General features: G+C 29.0%; 15 protein-coding genes and 1 tRNA gene. 10 read left to right on the top strand and 6 right to left on the bottom strand.

Annotated features, from left to right (window positions below; genetic code table 11):
- The first annotated feature begins 109 nt into the window (after positions 1 to 109).
- Positions 110 to 1,642, top strand: a complete 1,533-nt coding sequence (locus BT156_RS08385) for a DUF5131 family protein (RefSeq protein WP_072409096.1) — start codon at positions 110 to 112, stop codon at positions 1,640 to 1,642.
- Positions 1,643 to 1,683: 41 nt separating this feature from the next.
- Here the strand turns inward: BT156_RS08385 and BT156_RS08380 are convergent, their stop codons facing one another.
- The gene (locus BT156_RS08380) at positions 1,684 to 2,640 is read right to left on the bottom strand and encodes a hypothetical protein (RefSeq protein WP_072409094.1); all 957 of its coding nucleotides are present in this window, start codon (positions 2,638 to 2,640) and stop codon (positions 1,684 to 1,686) included.
- 325 nt (positions 2,641 to 2,965) lie between these two features.
- Here BT156_RS08380 and BT156_RS08375 point away from each other — a divergent pair, with 325 nt between their 5' ends.
- From BT156_RS08375 to BT156_RS08360, 4 genes are read left to right on the top strand one after another with little or no spacing between them, the layout of a single operon-like run.
- Positions 2,966 to 3,388 carry a hypothetical protein gene (locus tag BT156_RS08375; RefSeq protein ID WP_072409092.1) on the top strand — a complete coding sequence of 141 codons (423 nt, stop codon included), beginning with the start codon at positions 2,966 to 2,968 and terminating at the stop codon, positions 3,386 to 3,388.
- Positions 3,389 to 3,395: 7 nt separating this feature from the next.
- Entirely contained in the window at positions 3,396 to 3,743 is a 348-nt protein-coding gene (locus tag BT156_RS08370) for a hypothetical protein (RefSeq protein ID WP_072409090.1), read from the top strand.
- The gene (locus BT156_RS08365; protein ID WP_072409088.1) at positions 3,743 to 4,354 is read left to right on the top strand and encodes a hypothetical protein; all 612 of its coding nucleotides are present in this window, start codon (positions 3,743 to 3,745) and stop codon (positions 4,352 to 4,354) included. Before BT156_RS08370 ends, BT156_RS08365 begins: the two co-directional genes overlap by 1 nt.
- A gap of 8 nt (positions 4,355 to 4,362) precedes the next feature.
- The gene (locus tag BT156_RS08360; RefSeq protein ID WP_072409086.1) at positions 4,363 to 4,587 is read left to right on the top strand and encodes a hypothetical protein; all 225 of its coding nucleotides are present in this window, start codon (positions 4,363 to 4,365) and stop codon (positions 4,585 to 4,587) included.
- A gap of 83 nt (positions 4,588 to 4,670) precedes the next feature.
- On the opposite strand, the gene BT156_RS08355 is transcribed toward BT156_RS08360, so the two are convergent.
- Positions 4,671 to 6,863 carry a peptidase domain-containing ABC transporter gene (locus BT156_RS08355; protein WP_072409085.1) on the bottom strand — a complete coding sequence of 731 codons (2,193 nt, stop codon included), beginning with the start codon at positions 6,861 to 6,863 and terminating at the stop codon, positions 4,671 to 4,673.
- Positions 6,864 to 6,869: 6 nt separating this feature from the next.
- Complete coding sequence (locus tag BT156_RS08350; protein WP_072409083.1) at positions 6,870 to 9,851, bottom strand: thiopeptide-type bacteriocin biosynthesis protein; 2,982 nt, start codon at positions 9,849 to 9,851, stop codon at positions 6,870 to 6,872.
- 70 nt (positions 9,852 to 9,921) lie between these two features.
- On the opposite strand from BT156_RS08350, the gene BT156_RS08345 reads away from it, so the two are divergent.
- The 5 genes from BT156_RS08345 (at position 9,922) to BT156_RS08325 (ending at position 14,229) form a co-directional block, all read left to right on the top strand.
- Complete coding sequence (locus BT156_RS08345) at positions 9,922 to 10,137, top strand: hypothetical protein (protein WP_072409081.1); 216 nt, start codon at positions 9,922 to 9,924, stop codon at positions 10,135 to 10,137.
- Positions 10,138 to 10,205: 68 nt separating this feature from the next.
- Entirely contained in the window at positions 10,206 to 11,381 is a 1,176-nt protein-coding gene (locus BT156_RS08340) for a lanthionine synthetase LanC family protein (protein WP_072409079.1), read from the top strand.
- A gap of 16 nt (positions 11,382 to 11,397) precedes the next feature.
- Entirely contained in the window at positions 11,398 to 12,225 is an 828-nt protein-coding gene (locus BT156_RS08335; protein ID WP_072409077.1) for a carboxypeptidase-like regulatory domain-containing protein, read from the top strand.
- Entirely contained in the window at positions 12,215 to 12,988 is a 774-nt protein-coding gene (locus BT156_RS08330) for a hypothetical protein (protein WP_072409075.1), read from the top strand. Before BT156_RS08335 ends, BT156_RS08330 begins: the two co-directional genes overlap by 11 nt.
- Positions 12,989 to 13,698: 710 nt before the next feature.
- Positions 13,699 to 14,229 (top strand): antirestriction protein ArdA, encoded by a 531-nt coding sequence (locus BT156_RS08325; RefSeq protein WP_072409073.1) that lies wholly within the window; start codon positions 13,699 to 13,701, stop codon positions 14,227 to 14,229.
- A 144-nt stretch (positions 14,230 to 14,373) separates the two neighbouring features.
- On the opposite strand, the gene BT156_RS08320 is transcribed toward BT156_RS08325, so the two are convergent.
- The 3 genes from BT156_RS08320 to BT156_RS08310 form a co-directional block, all read right to left on the bottom strand.
- Positions 14,374 to 14,447, bottom strand: a tRNA-Asn gene (locus BT156_RS08320).
- A gap of 80 nt (positions 14,448 to 14,527) precedes the next feature.
- A complete protein-coding gene (gene rseP, locus BT156_RS08315; protein WP_072409071.1) occupies positions 14,528 to 15,883 on the bottom strand; it encodes an RIP metalloprotease RseP in 1,356 nt (451 codons plus the stop codon).
- Between the two features lie 104 nt (positions 15,884 to 15,987).
- Positions 15,988 to 16,428, bottom strand: coding sequence for a DUF6646 family protein (locus BT156_RS08310; protein WP_072409424.1), 441 nt, complete (start codon positions 16,426 to 16,428; stop codon positions 15,988 to 15,990).
- Positions 16,429 to 16,507 lie beyond the last annotated feature (79 nt).

Raw genomic sequence — 16,507 nt, 5'->3', positions numbered from 1 at the left:
AATGAATTATGTTGTTTCTGTACAATATTATAATCAAAATTGAAATAGATTTATTGCTTAAATTAGCCTTTGCCAAATTTGATAAAGGTTAAAATCAAAATAAATAATCATGGAAAAATCAAAAAACAAAACTTTTACAAAATGGAACATTCTTTTTGAATTTTTCAATAAGCAAGGAGGAAAACACAATAAAAAAGAATATGACAACGAAAAATTTAACCAGATTCTTAACGCTCCCTATACATGGGAAGATGACAGATTGGTTTTCATGGACAAAAAATTAGATTTGTTTAATTCTTTACTCGCCCTATTGCCTATTCCTAATGGTAAGATTGATGAAGTAAAAGCTTTCATGGAGATATTTAAGGTGATGAATGATACACCAAAACACACTTATTATGTCATCATCAAACATTTTAAAGAAACCTATTTACAGTACACAGATCTTATTGATTTTTCAGATAATATAATAACAGGATTACTTATTGATAGAGTTGCTTGTCTTCATGATATAGACAGTTTTTTGCAAATACCCTCAAAATACAAATGCTTATATGTCGATTATATAAATTATATTGAACATATTGACTTTGATAAATTTGATAACAAAATAGATTGGGTAGAGATAAATTGGAATGAAAACAAACCAATTACTGAAGATAGTTTGCAAACTATAAAAAAACTAAAGCAAGATTGTGAGAATTATAATATCCCTTTCTACTTTAAAGGTTGGGGAAAATCTGAAAACAATCCCAATCCTGACGATCCAACGTTAAATCCCGCACACAGATATTATAATAAAGCAGGTTGTATGCTTGATGGTAGGATTTATTACTATGATCCCATTACAAAAAAAGCTGCCTCAACAATAAAACTGTTTGAAGATGATTATTACATTATGGAGGAATACAACGGATTACATACCATTTGGGAACTAAAATCATATTTACCTTTAATGAAATCAGAACTATTTGAACTCCTGAAAGAAAATATCTCGAAAAATGGTTTAAATGATCCTATTTTGTACTATCTCACTTCGGACAATAGAAAGATTGTAATTGAGGGGCATACTCGTTTAAAAGTCTGTATTGATCTTAGCATTAAAGATTTTCCAACTAAAGAAATAACAGAGGATTTTAACAGTTTGGAAGACATTCAACTATGGATGCTTAAACACCAATTCCAAAGACGTAATCTATCAAGTATTGAAAGGTTAGAACTAGCATATCAATCGAAAGATATTATTGAAAAACGAGCTAAACAGAATCTCAGCAAAGCAGGTAAAAAAGATACCATTGTTTCTATAGATACTAATTTAGAAATAGCCAATTTAGCAGGTGTAGGAAAAACTACAGTTGTGAGTTACAGTAATGTCATAAAAAATGGTTCTCCAAAAATCATTGACAAAATGAAAAAGGGTGAGCTTACTATATCTGGTGCTTTTAACAGAATAAAGGATAAGCCATCAAAAACAGACAAAATAAATACTGAAATCATCTATTTAAAATCTTTTGATGAAGGTATGGAGTTTATAAACAATAAGATTATTGAAGGAATTATTGTTTTAAAAACAGAAGATCAGATTAATAAATTAACCTCAATCCAGAAGGCTAAATTTGGAATTTTGATATTGCACCAATAAACCTTGACCGAATTTGGTCAAGGCTGTTTATATCAGTATTATTAATTCACAGGAGTGAATTTCTCTTTTAGTCGTTCATATAAATAGGTTTTCTCATAATCTTCTTCACTCATATTCCATTGAGAAATATTACTTTTACCAAAGTTATAACCATGTACAAAGGTTAAAGCATCGGAAGAAAGAATATCAATTATATTATGATCATTTAAAAGATCAATAATATTATTTTTAGGAAAAAAAGAAAATATTATTGAAAGCGCTGTGCTGGTATTATTATTGGAAATGAATATTTTTAATTCATTTTTATATTCACTATAATTATAGTAAGAAAAAAATTTGAGACAGTAGTACATTGTACTGTTTGCTTCTTGAGATGTGTTTAAATATTCAATAAAATATTTTTTCAAATTTTCATTTTTTTCATTGACTATACAACCAAGTAGTTGAACTAAAAAATTTTCATCATTATTATTGTTTATAATATTTATGATTTTTAAGACTTGGTCTTCATTTAGTCCTTGATGACTATTATACGTAAGGAAATTTAAGCTATTGTTTCTTATGTGATTATCTTCACTTTTCAAATTTTCAATAGCATTGTCAATTTCTTTTACTCTCCTTTCCTTTAAAAAATTATTGAATTTAGCTTCGGATTTTTCCTCAAATTCCTTTAAAGCATCTCTGGACGGTTTAATTCCAAACTGATAAGTCAAAATAGGTAATACGACCCCTATAAAGGCAAGAATAATAGTAATGACAGTATATAAAGTTCCAAATGATGAAATCATAGAACTTTGATTTGTGATTGTTTCTGTAGCTTGATTAATTCGCTCTTCTAAGATTTTAGTTTTAACACCATTTTGTTCAGAAATTAAAGAATCAACTTTTTTATTCAATAATTCAATTTTCTTGTTTTGCTGATTATTGGAGGTATCCGTTTGTGAAAAAGAAAAAACAGAGGAAATTAGAAATAATGTCAGTAATATTTTTTTGAACATGGTGTTTTAATAATTTTTCAAATATAATAACTTTGATATTGGAAGGAACAATTTTTGATAGTAAAAAACGGATTGCAAAAATTTATATCTTTGCAATTCAAATTTTATCGAAAAAATAAAGCGTTAGCTTTTATTGTGTTTATAGAAATCTGACAGTTTCATTTGTACTGCACAATAAATAGGTGATGCTCATGCCATAGGCGTGGGCTTCCTATTTGTAGTACAAGGTTTTGTCAGAACCTCTATAAGCAAATATGGTTAAGTTCCACGCTGTTTGCATTTATAACCTTTCACTTTGGGACTGAGTGAGTAAAAATATTCACTTATGAAAAAACTATTATTCACAGTTTTTACAGTATTATCATTTATTGGTTGTTCAAATCACGATGATGAAAATACACAAACAACAAGCAACCCAGTAACAACCCAGTATTTTCACCCTCCAACGTGGATTCAGGGGAAATGGCAGAAAGACGGAACATCATTGTATAAATTTACTAATGATGATTTTTATACTATTGCGGGAAGTATAGAAACAAGCTACAAATCAATATTACAGCAAGGTGCAAGTTTAGGAGCTACTTCCAGTGTTCCCGAAACTATTTCTGAGACAGTCTATGAGTTTACAATAAAGTCAGGTTCTACGAATGCAGAATATAAATTCAAAAAGATCAATTCTACAAAGATTGAGTGGGTAAATTATCCTTATGCTTCGACTGTTGGTGCATTTTATTTAACTAAACAATAATACTATCATGAAAAAGTTTTTAACAGCAGTAGTGATAGTCGTTTCAACAATGGCTTTTGCACAACAAACAGAAAAAGACAGTAAATGCGATTTACCTAAAGATTATCAGGAACCAAAACCAGACAAAAAAATCCAATCTTGGTTAAAACGTGGAGATGCTACAATTGAAGACCTGAGAAAACATATAGCGGTTGAGAATGATTGTAGTGAGAAAGATGTAGTCTTTTTGAGAATTTCGGAACAGAAAGGAAACGGAATGTATTCGGTTTGTGTTTCAGGAAAGGCAATGAAGTATAAGCGCATGGGGACAGTTTTTATGGGTGCAGGAGAAAATCCTTTTGATGTGGCAAAGTAATGGAACATAATGCCGAATTACAGTTAAAGGAAACGATCAGCCAAATGGTTGAGAAGTGTCTTGTAGTGGATCTACAGGAAATTTTTATGGGTAAGAAAAATTATAAATCTATCCTTGAACTCATTTTAGATTATGAGAAGTATTGGAATACCTCGGTTAATGAAATTTCAATGACTGCCAAAATTTCTAAAATCAGAATACAGGCTATTATCAGTGAAACATTTCAAGCTATTAGAAAAACTTACCCTCAACAACCTTTATATAGTGATTTAAGCCATATTAGAGACAAATATGTTAATAAATTAAGCTCAGATCTCTATCATACAGTTTCTGATTATTTAAAAGAAGATACAAAAACAATAAAATATAAGAACTCTGATGATTTGAAGTTTATTTATGAAAGTATGATTAACCATTATTTCATAAAAACCCTGAATGTGAAAGAAAAACTTGCTAAGGGCTATATGATTGAAGAAAATCTTACAGAAAAGGTTATTCACAATGTTTTTTATCAACTTAACAAAACATATACTGAGGAGGGCAATTCAAATAATTTGGATTTACAAAGTCTTCTATTAAAAATGGAAAATTTAAACACTAAAAAGAATTAGAATATAATATGAAAAATCACAAAATCCATTTAAAGCAAACAGACAGCCAATTTCCAACTGATAAAGAAATCAGAATGTCACTCCGAAAGTTAGGATTAAAAGATGTTGTTTTCTCAATATTAAAAACTGTTGAGTTTGCGGAATTATCTGAAAAAGATTTAAAAACCGTCATTACGAGCAAACCCCAAAATCCTTTGGAAGAATTATTGAAAAATTCTTTATTAAAAGAATAAATTGTAAATAAATAATACTTAATCTGGATTATATTACATTTCAGATTAAGTATTGACTAATTCATATTAATAATTCATATAAATTAATTTCCTAATTCTAATTGATTCTTAACTAAATTAAAATAGTCAGCTTTACTATTTACTAATTCGTTGTGATTGCCTTTTTCTACGATCTCACCATTTTTAAGAACAATAATTTGGTCAGCACTCTTTACAGTAGAAAGCCTATGAGCAATAATGATTACAGTTTTACCCTTAAAAAATTCTTGCAGATTGTTATGGATTACTTTTTCGTTTTCAGCGTCTAGCGCACTGGTGGCTTCATCAAAGAAAAGATAATGTGGATTTTTATAAATTGCCCTTGCGATTAAAATACGTTGTTTTTGCCCTCCTGAAAGTCCAATTCCTGACATTCCAATTTTAGTTTTGGTTTTTAAGGGTAATTTCATTACAAAATCTAATATATTAGCAATTTGCATTGCATGTCGAAGTTTATCGAAGTTAATATTATTGTCATTAGTAGCAATATTACGCTCTATAGTATCTGAAAAGATATATCCATCTTGCATTACTACACCGCAATTTTCTCTTAGTGCTTTTGGGGAAATATCTTTAAGATTATCATTATTTATTGTAATCTCTCCAAGTAGAGGTTCATAAAACTTTAATAATATTTTTAATAATGTTGTTTTACCGCTTCCACTTGCTCCTACTATTGCCGTTATTTTTCCTTCGGGAATATCTAAACTAATATTTTTGAGTATATAATCAGAATCAGAACCCTCATATTGGAAATAAACATTTTTTAAGGTAATGCCTTTTTCTTCAACATCATTTCCTACGGAAAGTTTCTTTTGGTTTGTGGATTCTTCCTCTTTATGGTTTTGAACCTCGTCCAATCTGTCTAAGCTCAATCTTGCATCTTGAAGAGATCTAAAAAATGTTATAATTTGATTTATAGGAGAATTCATTTGACCAATAATATAAGATACGCTTAATAGCTCACCAATAGTCATGTTCCCCTTAATAACAAAGTTAGCAGCAAGAAATGTTACAACAATGTTTTTTAATTGATTAATAAAATCAAAACCTGATAGTTGAACTTGGTCAAGTTTTAAAATACGAACATTTATTTTAAATAATTTTTTTTGAATTTTCTTCCACTCTGATATTTTAAAACTTTCATATTGATTGAGTTTCATCTCTGAAATCCCATTGATTATTTCATAAATAGCTTCTTGGTTTTCACTTTTCTGTCTAAATCTAAAATAATCTAAAGACTTTCTTTTTTTCATCCAAAATAAAGACCATAATATAGATAGAACGGTTAATAACAAATAAGTTAAAAGAATAGTGATGTTATAATACCACAAAATTCCGAAAAAAACGGAAAAAGTTATCAATGAAAACAAAGTCATTAGGCTATTGGAAGTGAAAAACTGCTCAATCCTATCATGATCCTGAATCCGTTGATTAAAGTCCCCCAAAAGTTTTGTATCAAAAAACTTAATTGGTAGTTTTACAAATTTCATTAAGAAATCAGATATAACATCAATATTTATTTTTGTTCCAATGTTTAATGCAATCAAATTCCGAAATACTGAAAATACCATATTCCCAATAAAAAGGAATAATTGAGCTACCAAAACAAAAAATATGACATTAACATTCTTTTTGTCAACGCCATCGTCTATAAGTTTTTGAGTTAATATTGGAAAAGCTAATGTAGAAACTGTTCCCAAAAGAAGAAATAAAAACATATAAAATAGTTGTCTTCTATACGGTTTTATATATTTTATCATATCTTTTAAAGAACTTGATTTTTCCCCATGAACTTCTTGTTCGTATAATTTTTCTGTTGGCTCAAAAAATACAGCAATTCCCTTTTCCTCATCAGATAGCCAAGCACCCTTAAACTTATCTTCTTCAAGAGATATTAAGCCGTGTGCGGGATCAGCAATTTTATATGTTTTCTTGTTATTAAAATAACTTTTTGATATTCTATATAAAACAACAAAATGATCTTGATTCCAATGTAATATACATGGCAACATATCATTTTCAAAACTATCTGTTGTTAGTTTTCCAGTAATAACTTCAAATCCTAAATTTTCTGAGGCTTCTCTTATTCCTGAAAGTGATACACCTTCTCTGTTTACAAAACATTTCTCCCGAAGATAATTTACACCAAAGCTTTTACCATAATGATTACATATCATTTCTAAACATGCGGGACCACAATCCATCTGATCACGCTGAAAAACAAAGTTGAACATTAGCTTCTATATTTTGGTTTTATTATAAACTACCTCACTTAATTTTTTATCTAAAATTGAATAAACTAAAAATTCATAAAGTATATTTTCTTTATTGGAAACTCTTGTAATGTGCATGTGAATCATATTCCCAATATAATACTTTGGAGTATAGGTGTTTGAAAACTGAAGCTTTAAAAATTGATTTCTAATTTTTTTTCTAAAGACAACTGGAATAACAGCATCATCCGTAAAAACATTTGTAATATTTTCAGAATTACTCGAATATTTTTCATTTACCCATTTTGTTTTATTTGAAATTCTATCACCTAAATGATTCTCCAAATTATTTTTCATTTCCCTGACAAAGGATAATTTATCTGTAATTTTTTCATATACCAAGTCAATGTAAAAGTCGACTAATTTAATACTATATGTCCAACTTTCTATTTTATTTGTAAAAGAAAGATTAATGAACTTCATTGATTCTTCTGAATCTGTATGGAAAATTGCCTCAATTACATCTATGTTAGTAGCTCCATATCTTTCTATTTCCCGAACATAAGTATCAATTAGTACATTGTTTAAATAGAGTTGTTCAACCAATGAACTAAGGAAATATGACAGTTTTTCATTGACATTACTATAATATTCTCTATTAATATTTATTCTTAACCTTATATGAAACTCAGAATCAATAAACATTAAATAAAAAAACCTTTTAATCTCTCCACTAGTCACCATTTTTCTTAATTTATCTGAAAGAAGAATAAGAAACTTTGTAGAATATTCTTGATTTATGTAAATCTTATAATACAACCATTCAGAACCAGGAATAAAAAATCTTTCTTTCCTACTAATCTTTGAAATATTGAAAACTGGCTTATTATTAGATGCAGTAAAATCATGATTTTTAAAAGGTATAAAAAATTCATTATTATGAGGCTCTCCATTATCAGAATAAATAACCGAATCAAAGCTTTTTGTCAATACCTCATACAGTAGCATTTCTTTCCTTTTATTCAACTCAGTAAGAAATATTCTAATCATTTTTTCATTTTCACTGTCAATATAGGTTTCTATATCATCAATTACAAATTCAAACCAACGAGGTATTCCAATCTTTTCTCTCTTTGTATTAAATATTTTGACTGCGTTGTCTACATCTTTTTTATTGTATTCATTTTTTATATTATTCTCATATAAGAAATCATGTACATTCACCTGCCAACTTTCTTTACTTAGTATTATGTTCTTATACATAATTCTTGGAATGTGCTTATAATATTTATGATATTTTATTATATTAAGGAAACCAATAGTATGATTAAATTGGCTATAATAGTAATCAACCAAAAATTTAATCATTGGTAATATATCTGATTTATCTAAATCTATTGCGGTTGAAAAACAAGGGATTATTATTTTTTTCAATTTTTTAGATACAATTACTAATTCTCCATTTTGTATTTTTAAAAATAAATCATTTATTGGAATACAATACTTTGAATTTTCTTTACTGTGTATAATAATTCTATACTTTCTAAATCTGGATCTGTTTAAGATATTCCCTTGGTAAATATTAGGTAAAAAATCAAGTTCGGCTAATATAGTTTCAGAAAACTCATTATCTTCATAATTAGCTATTTCCGAACATAGTGAGTGTATCTCTTCATTAGAATTTGTAAACCGTGATAAAATTCTTGTAGGACTATGGGGAGACAGGGATTTTATATAAATAAAATCAGAATCAATTTCTTTATACAAACTAACTCTTGCACATCCTGTCGGACTTCTATCTGTTTGATGGGTTTCTTTAAGTTTTAATATTTGGTTTAATTCAGTATCATTTATTTGGGCTATTTTATTACCGAGATTCTTATTTATTTTTTTTAAGAAAAAGCTATCAATTAATTCAAAATTATTTTCATCTGATTTGTTATTTGAATATAAAATACCTTTTTCTGGATCTAAAGCATCTAAAATTGAAACGGGTTCTCCTTCAAACCTTCTTTCAAATTTCTTCTTGAAATCATTAATGTTAATCGCAAAAAATTCATCCTGCTTGAATCTTATTAGAAATTGATTGAGAATATCAATTGACTGTTTTATCAGTGAAGTTTGTTTATTGGAAAAATTACCTTCAGACGAAAAAAAAGTATTAACATATAGCAAATTGTCGTTTTGAGAAATATTCCCCTTTTCTGTTTGCTTTTTTTGTATATTATATTGGATCTTGATCCTATCATTAAAGTTAAGATTATCAATTTTACCCAAAAATTTATTGATTTTATTGTTACTTTTCTGTAAACTATCAAAGCCTATTGTTGAAGGTTCAAAATCGGATATAAGTATTTTACTTTCAATAAGCTCATTTATGAAATCATTAGCATCTTCATACTCTATAGCCTCATCAACTATTGAATAAATGACTTCTTTAATAGTTTTCCCCTTGTTCATTAAAGCAAATATCTTTTTGATATAAGTGTTGCTATCAAATGATGTATAACTATAATTGAGGTTACCATTGGTATCAACCTTAAAATCAACATACCTATATTTTCCTTTATTATATTTAACAGTTGGATTTACACTAAATTTACAATCTACATAATTTGTGTTCGATGATAAATAAATATTTCTTTTGTATGAGAGGCTTAAATCAAGTAATGATTTAGTGTATTTATCTATAATTGTAAATTTTCCGTTATTATTTTTATCATATTTTGTCTTTATCAATCCTACTCCTGAAAAAACACCAAATGGAATGGTTCTATATCCAATTCTACTAATATATTTTGTTAATGTATCTTTCAGTTTTTCATTTTCATTTTTTTCATTGATTAATTGAAAATATAAAGAAGGAGAAGATAAATATATAGAATATGTTAAAAATTTATCATCAATAACGTTATATTGGTTGCTTTTATCCTCTATTAGTGAGTTTAGTTTTAACAAAGAATAAGCTGGTATTCTAAAGATATGATAAGAAAAAAACGATATTTTCATTTATTTTTCTTGCGAATTTAGAAAAATATTATACATTTGTCAAACTAATTTAAACTAAAAATTTCACAAAATGAAACAACAGAAAAAATTAAAAAAATTGGTGTTGAACAAAGAAAAAATTGACACCATTGTAAAAGGAGAAGAAAAATCAATTAAAGGAGGTTTTTTTGGATCAAGAGTGCTTTGTACTCAAACTAATGCAGATGTAGGGTGTACGAGCCACACAAGTTGTAATGGTAGCGGACATAGTCCAGGAAGTGGAACGGTATTTTGCGATGTATTTTAAGTTTACCGCTAAAAATTATGGGGTGCTATATAAATATTGTATAGCACCTTTTTTTTTAATAATTCACAATGGAAAATAATCAGAAAGTAATAGATTCAATACAAATTATTAAAGATTTTGTTATAGATGTACAAGACCCAGATGATTTCTCAATTGGTTCAGGTCTATCAGCTAAAAATCTTTTCTTATATAATTATGCTTTAACTTTTAAAGACGATGACGTATTAGAGTCTGTAATTAGTAGTTTTGAAAAAGTATATGAATCTTTAGAAGATAAGCTTAATAATTCTGGGCTTATTAGTGGTTGTACAGGAATTGTTTGGTTCTATCTGTATTTATGTAAGCATGGAGCCTTCGAACTAGACTCAGATCTTGTAGATTTTTTCGATGAATTTTTTATAAAAAGTACATTGCTCGAAAAAGAAAATGGGAACTATGATTTATTCTATGGCTTTTTAGGGTATGCTGTTTATTTTTTGCAAAAATCTAAAATGGGAGTATCTAAAAATAATAATCACCTTAATTTTTTTGTAGATTCTTTAGAAGAAATTGCTCAAAAAGATGAAAATGGAGTTTTTTGGGTAGATAAATATGATAGTACTACCATAAATTTAGGTTTAGCTCATGGAATCCCTTCCATAATATCCTTCTTGGGAAAGACTTACTTGCAAACAAAATATGAAAAAGCAAAAGTACTAGGTGAGCAGAGTGTAAAATGGCTTCTTTCTCAAAAGACTAGCAATAATGATTATTGCTATTTTCCAAGCAAAATTAAAATAGACAATACTTCTGATACAAATCACAATGGATCACGATTAGCTTGGTGTTATGGAGATTTGAGCATAGCCCATTCTTTAATTACTTTTGGAAAAAACGTTGATAATGGATATATTCAAAAAGAAGGAGAAATTATTTTGCTTAAAACATTAGATCGAAAAGTTTCTGATGAAAATTCAAGTATTAATGATAAAGGGTTTTGTCATGGTACATCAGGAGTTTTCTATTTATATAAAAAAATAAATGAATCCTTAAATAAGTATGATATTACGGAAAAATATTGGAAGGATGAGTTAGTTAAACAAACAGACTTAGAATCTTTTTATAGCTATATTTTTTATGAAAATAATTATAAGTATGCACCTGATATAGGATTAATAACAGGATTTTGTGGTATCGGTCTTGCATTACTTAGTATCATAAATGAAAAGCAAGACAATAGCTGGGAAGATATTTTTATGATATAATTAAATAGTAAAATTTATGAAAATTTGTTTTTTTTCTTTCTTTCTCTGTGTATTTTTAAATGCACAAACAATAACAGGCAAGGTATTATCTCAATACGATAATAATCCTGTTCCTTATGCAAGGATTGGTATTAGCAGTGAAGAAAACGGTACTATTGCTGATGAAAATGGCAATTACACACTTGATTTAAGTAGTGTAAATAAAGATTTAAATTTAAATGTACATGTTGGAGGGTTTGAAAAATTTTCAGTATCAATTAATAACTTTTTACAAAATAGCAGTCATAATATTCTTTTAAAAGAGAAAGTAAGGGATATTGCAGAAGTTGTTATTACCCCTAAACAGTTTAAAGATAAGCATTGGGGAGTAGACTCTAAATCGAAGAAAATTTTGTTTGCGACATATCCTGAAAGAAAAAAGGAAAAAGAAGAGCAATCTCGTGAATTGGCAATTAAATTTTCAAACAACAAAAAGGTAAAGATTCAAAAAATAAACCTGAATATCTCTGATTTTCAAACAGATGTACCTGTTAGGTTGAGAATTAATGTATATGATGAAAAAAATGGTATTCCTAATCAATCTGTTCTATACAAGGATATTACAGCGGTTGTAACAAAAGATTCAATTGTAAATAATACATTTATTCTTGATGTGAGTGATAATGATATTTACGTAAATAGTGATTTTTTTGTTAGCATACAATTTATGAATTTTTTTAAAGGACATATTTTCATTAGTGGAGCGTTCTTTAAAACTGTATTTAAAAGAAAGTACTATGGCAGTTGGGAAAAATCAACGATAGCTTCTCCTGCTATTAATATTGATGTAAAAGTTGAAAAATAAATATCTCATTTTCTTTTGTTTTATATTTTTATGTATTGCAAAAACAGTATATGCTCAATCTTTTGTCAATGGCACAGTATTATCGGAAGATGGTTTTTCTATTAGTAATGTATTAGTCTATAATATTGCCAATCAAAAAAAAACTTATACCGATTCGGAAGGGAAATTTAATATTGAAGGAAATATCAGTGAGGAGCTTAGATTTATTAAAGATGGATATGAACGAAAATCCGAAAAAATTGGGAATTCATTTGCTTTAAAAGTTTTACTTATAAAGATGCCTTTTGAAATAGAAGAAGTAAGACTAAATAATCTTTCAGGCAATTTGCTAACGGATTCCAAACGGATGAAAATTGATAATTCTAAAGAAAAATTAGAAAAAGATATTGGGCTTCCAAAACTCAAAGGAGTCCAAAGGGAAAGAGTGCCTACAGTAAGCAATGATGTTATTGTACCTCTTTTATTTGGATCAATAAAAGTCGATGCTTTATATAAATTAATTAGTGGTGATGCTAGAAGAATGAAATCTTTGTACAAATATCAAGATTTACAAGAAAAGGTTAAATGGATTAGAGAAAGAATTGAAAATGATTATTTTGTGAGATATAAAATTCCAGAAGAGAAAATAGGTGAATTTTTAGAATTTGCTATTCAAACTAATCCTAATATACTTTCAAGCATAAAATCAAATAAAATTGAGACAGTTCGTTTTGAATTGAATAATTCTATTGATTTGTATAGTTCAAGATTAAATAAAAAGTGATGATAGTTTTCGCTAAACTTAATCAAGCTCTTTATCACCATAATAAATATGGCAAAGAGTACTGTTATACCGTACATCATGAGTGTTTTCCTTACAATTTGACAGTTGATTTATACTGATATATAACAATAATCGACTGAAAAGGTATACATCATATTATTTTGAATAAGCAAATAAGATGGTGAATCCCAGTGCTCAAAAGTACCCCCACCTAATCTCTCTAAAAAAATCAAATGCTCCTTATAGTAGAATTTATAACAAATTAACACCAAAAAATATAATGAGTGTACAGACGTAACCTACTATCTCTAGTCAGCATCCCTCCGAAGTTCTTTTTTGGGTAGCCCCTACCAGCTGTCAAACTTTTTCTCATACAGTTGTTTTGCTATGTTTGGTTTTTGTAGATCTGGTTTTATTTTCCGCTTACTCTTTTGTACTGATAATACTCTTCAAACTGTATGTTTTATTGTTAGCTTTTGTGACAGTTTTTTGTTTGTGCGGTTTGTGTTTAAAAATATTTTAAAAACTTTAATTTCAAAGTTAAAATCTCTGTCAATTGGCATGAATATTGACTTTGTTAATATGTCAAAGAATTGTTTCAGGTTCTTTTTTCTGTATAGATTCTCACAATAATATATAAAAAATGCCTAAAGTGCTACGAACACGATAGGCAACATCAATAAATTTTAAAATACCTAAAACTTATCAACATGACAAATTTACAAAATTGTCTTGATTCTTGTAGTATCTATGTAGGAACTTATCAGAAGTACAACAACGGAAGCCTTTATTGCAAATGGTTAAATCTTTCTGATTATTCAGACTATGATGAACTACTTACAGCGATGTATGAACTACATTCTGATGAATCTGAGCCAGAATTTATGTTTCAGGATTATGAACATTGTTCTTTTTTTGAAAAATTAGGATTAATTGGAGAAAGTTATATTTCCAAAGAGATATATGAAATAGCCGAGCAAATAAACGATTCTAGCTATGATATTGAAGTTTTTGAATCTTATGTTGATTGTGTTGGGAAAATGGATTTTTCAAGTGTTTGTGATGGTGTAATGAACTATTATGTGGGTGAGTATTCAGACGATGAAACATTTGCCCAATATATGTTAGAAGAAAGTATTCCAGAAAGCCTGCCGAACTTTATTTATATTGATTGGGAAGCTACAGCAAGAAATTTAATGTATGATTATTATTCGAGTGATGGATATTATTTCCGAGCTTAAACAAAAAGTAAAATTTTGGACTTTGTGCAAGGATTATGCAAATAGAATATGAAGAAAAATATTAAAAATGCTAAATTTTTATGCAAATTTTGTGCAAATAAAAAAGAGTTACAGTTTTCGATTCTGTAACTCTCTGATTTTCAGCTCCTCCTCTTGGGCTCGAACCAAGGACCCTCTGATTAACAGTCAGATGCTCTAACCAACTGAGCTAAGGAGGACTGTCCTTATTTTTAAGTGGTGCAAATATAGGACTGATATTTATACCATGCAAGTTTTTTTAAAAATATTTTAAATATTTCTATAATTTTCCCGTGAATACTTTGAAGATATCACTTCCGAAAATCAGTAACATTAAGCCTAACAGGAAGATAACACCAATCATTTGTGCATTCTCTAAAACTTTTTGTGGTACTGGTTTTCCTACAATAATTTCATATAAAGTGAAAATTACGTGCCCACCATCTAATCCAGGGATAGGAATTAAGTTCAGAAATGCTAACCAAACAGAGAACATTGCTGTAAAACTCCAGAAAGCCGGCCAGTTGATCCCGATACTTCCGTCCGCTGCTTTATTTACAGGCATGTTTTTAACGATTGCAATTGGTCCTCCAACATTTTTATACCCTTGAACCTTAGAGTTAAACATGATTTTGAACTGCTTAACCTGCATTGTTAATGCTTCAATAGTTCTTGTGAATCCTCTAGGAATAGATTCTCCGAAAGAATATTGTTTATTGGTAGTAATTGATTTAGCAAGATTTTTAGCGTCAATTTTTACACCTAGTTTTCCGTTTTTATCAACAGAAACTGTAGGAATTGTTTGAACTGCTCCGTTTCTTTCAACATCAACAGAAATTGTTTTTCCTTTATTTTGACTTAAAACAGAACTTACCTGATCAAAGAAAGAAACTTTTTGACCATTAATTCCAACAACTTTATCACCAACAGCCAAGCCGGATGCTTTAGAAGATGGAGTTGCCAAAGAATCAATAACCATTGGGATTCTTGGGCTGATGTATAATTTTGCTTCTTTTTGTTTAAGAACTTCTGCAACACCGTCAGTATTTACAGGGAAAGTAACTTCTTTACCATCTCTTAAAACAGTTACATTATCACCTAAAAGGATGTTAATAGAAGCATTTTCTAGTCTTTCATTTGGTTTTCCGTCGATACTGATGATTTTATCACCATTTTGGAAGCCCATTTTTCTACCGGCTTCTGTTACTTCAACTCCGTTTTCAAATTTTGTAAGGTCTGTATACGTTTCTCCGTTAAAAAGAGATAGACAGGTGTAAATTAACCAAGCCAAGAAAAAGTTTACCGTAACTCCGCCCAACATGATGATCAATCTCTGCCAAGCCGGTTTTGCTCTGAATTCCCAAGGTTGAGCTGGTTGCTTCAATTGCTCGGTATCCATACTTTCGTCTACCATTCCGGCAATTTTCACATAACCTCCGAAAGGAAGCCATCCGATACCGTATTCTGTTTCACCGATTTTTTTCTTTGCTATTGAGAACCATGGATCAAAAAACAGATAGAATTTTTCTACCTTGGTTTTAAAGTATTTTGCGGGTAAAAAGTGTCCAAGCTCATGAAGAACCACTAAAATAGAGATGCTTAAGATAAACTGGAAAATCTTGATTGCTAATTCCATTAATAAAATTTAGATTTAATTTGCAAAGGTAACAATTATCAAAACTATGCCAAATAAAAAAGCCCCCCGAAACGAGAAGCTTTGTCATATATTCAGACTATTTTCTACAAATTGAGCGAAACTCCGAGACTGCCATTGTTTCCTACTTCTGCAAATACCCCGATTTTCTCTGTGAAAAAGTATCTTGCGCCAATGTGAGCACCGATTCCAAAGTCTTTTCCGAGAACTCCGACATCTACACCGGGATAAATATCCAGTTTTTCTGGCAGATCTAATGCTTCACGCAGGTGAAAATTTAATCTTCCGAAGATGAAAACACGGTTGTCTTTATCATCGTCTTTATATCCATTAAAATAGGCGTTCAAACCTCCCCCAACTGAAATCAGTTTGTTTAAACCATAATCATAAGTTCCTGTAACTCCTGTTCCATATCCCCAAGCACTCAATCCCAATTGGATTTTCTGATCTCCTTTTCCGGTGTAGGCCTGCGCGTTCACTAAGGCTCCACCCAATACTAACATAAACATAAAAACCAATTTCTTCATAAATTTTACTTTTTCGATGTTATTACTAAAAAATATCCGCATCAAAAATAGAACCGAAATCAACGGAAAATCGTATTTT

Origin of the sequence: Chryseobacterium limigenitum (assembly GCF_900114875.1) — a bacterium.
In the GTDB taxonomy this organism is placed as follows: Bacteria; Bacteroidota; Bacteroidia; order Flavobacteriales; family Weeksellaceae; genus Chryseobacterium; species Chryseobacterium limigenitum.
The sequence above is the reverse complement of the archived record's forward strand: the minus strand, read 5'-3'. Positions and strand labels throughout refer to the sequence as shown.

Coding starts and splice junctions, on each gene's coding strand:
- BT156_RS08385 (WP_072409096.1), top strand. CDS start 110: ATGGAAAAATCAAAAAACAAAACTTTTACAAAATGGAACATTCTTTTT.
- BT156_RS08380 (WP_072409094.1), bottom strand. CDS start 2,640: ATGTTCAAAAAAATATTACTGACATTATTTCTAATTTCCTCTGTTTTT.
- BT156_RS08375 (WP_072409092.1), top strand. CDS start 2,966: ATGAAAAAACTATTATTCACAGTTTTTACAGTATTATCATTTATTGGT.
- BT156_RS08370 (WP_072409090.1), top strand. CDS start 3,396: ATGAAAAAGTTTTTAACAGCAGTAGTGATAGTCGTTTCAACAATGGCT.
- BT156_RS08365 (WP_072409088.1), top strand. CDS start 3,743: ATGGAACATAATGCCGAATTACAGTTAAAGGAAACGATCAGCCAAATG.
- BT156_RS08360 (WP_072409086.1), top strand. CDS start 4,363: ATGAAAAATCACAAAATCCATTTAAAGCAAACAGACAGCCAATTTCCA.
- BT156_RS08355 (WP_072409085.1), bottom strand. CDS start 6,863: ATGTTCAACTTTGTTTTTCAGCGTGATCAGATGGATTGTGGTCCCGCA.
- BT156_RS08350 (WP_072409083.1), bottom strand. CDS start 9,851: ATGAAAATATCGTTTTTTTCTTATCATATCTTTAGAATACCAGCTTAT.
- BT156_RS08345 (WP_072409081.1), top strand. CDS start 9,922: ATGAAACAACAGAAAAAATTAAAAAAATTGGTGTTGAACAAAGAAAAA.
- BT156_RS08340 (WP_072409079.1), top strand. CDS start 10,206: ATGGAAAATAATCAGAAAGTAATAGATTCAATACAAATTATTAAAGAT.
- BT156_RS08335 (WP_072409077.1), top strand. CDS start 11,398: ATGAAAATTTGTTTTTTTTCTTTCTTTCTCTGTGTATTTTTAAATGCA.
- BT156_RS08325 (WP_072409073.1), top strand. CDS start 13,699: ATGACAAATTTACAAAATTGTCTTGATTCTTGTAGTATCTATGTAGGA.
- rseP (WP_072409071.1), bottom strand. CDS start 15,883: ATGGAATTAGCAATCAAGATTTTCCAGTTTATCTTAAGCATCTCTATT.
- BT156_RS08310 (WP_072409424.1), bottom strand. CDS start 16,428: ATGAAGAAATTGGTTTTTATGTTTATGTTAGTATTGGGTGGAGCCTTA.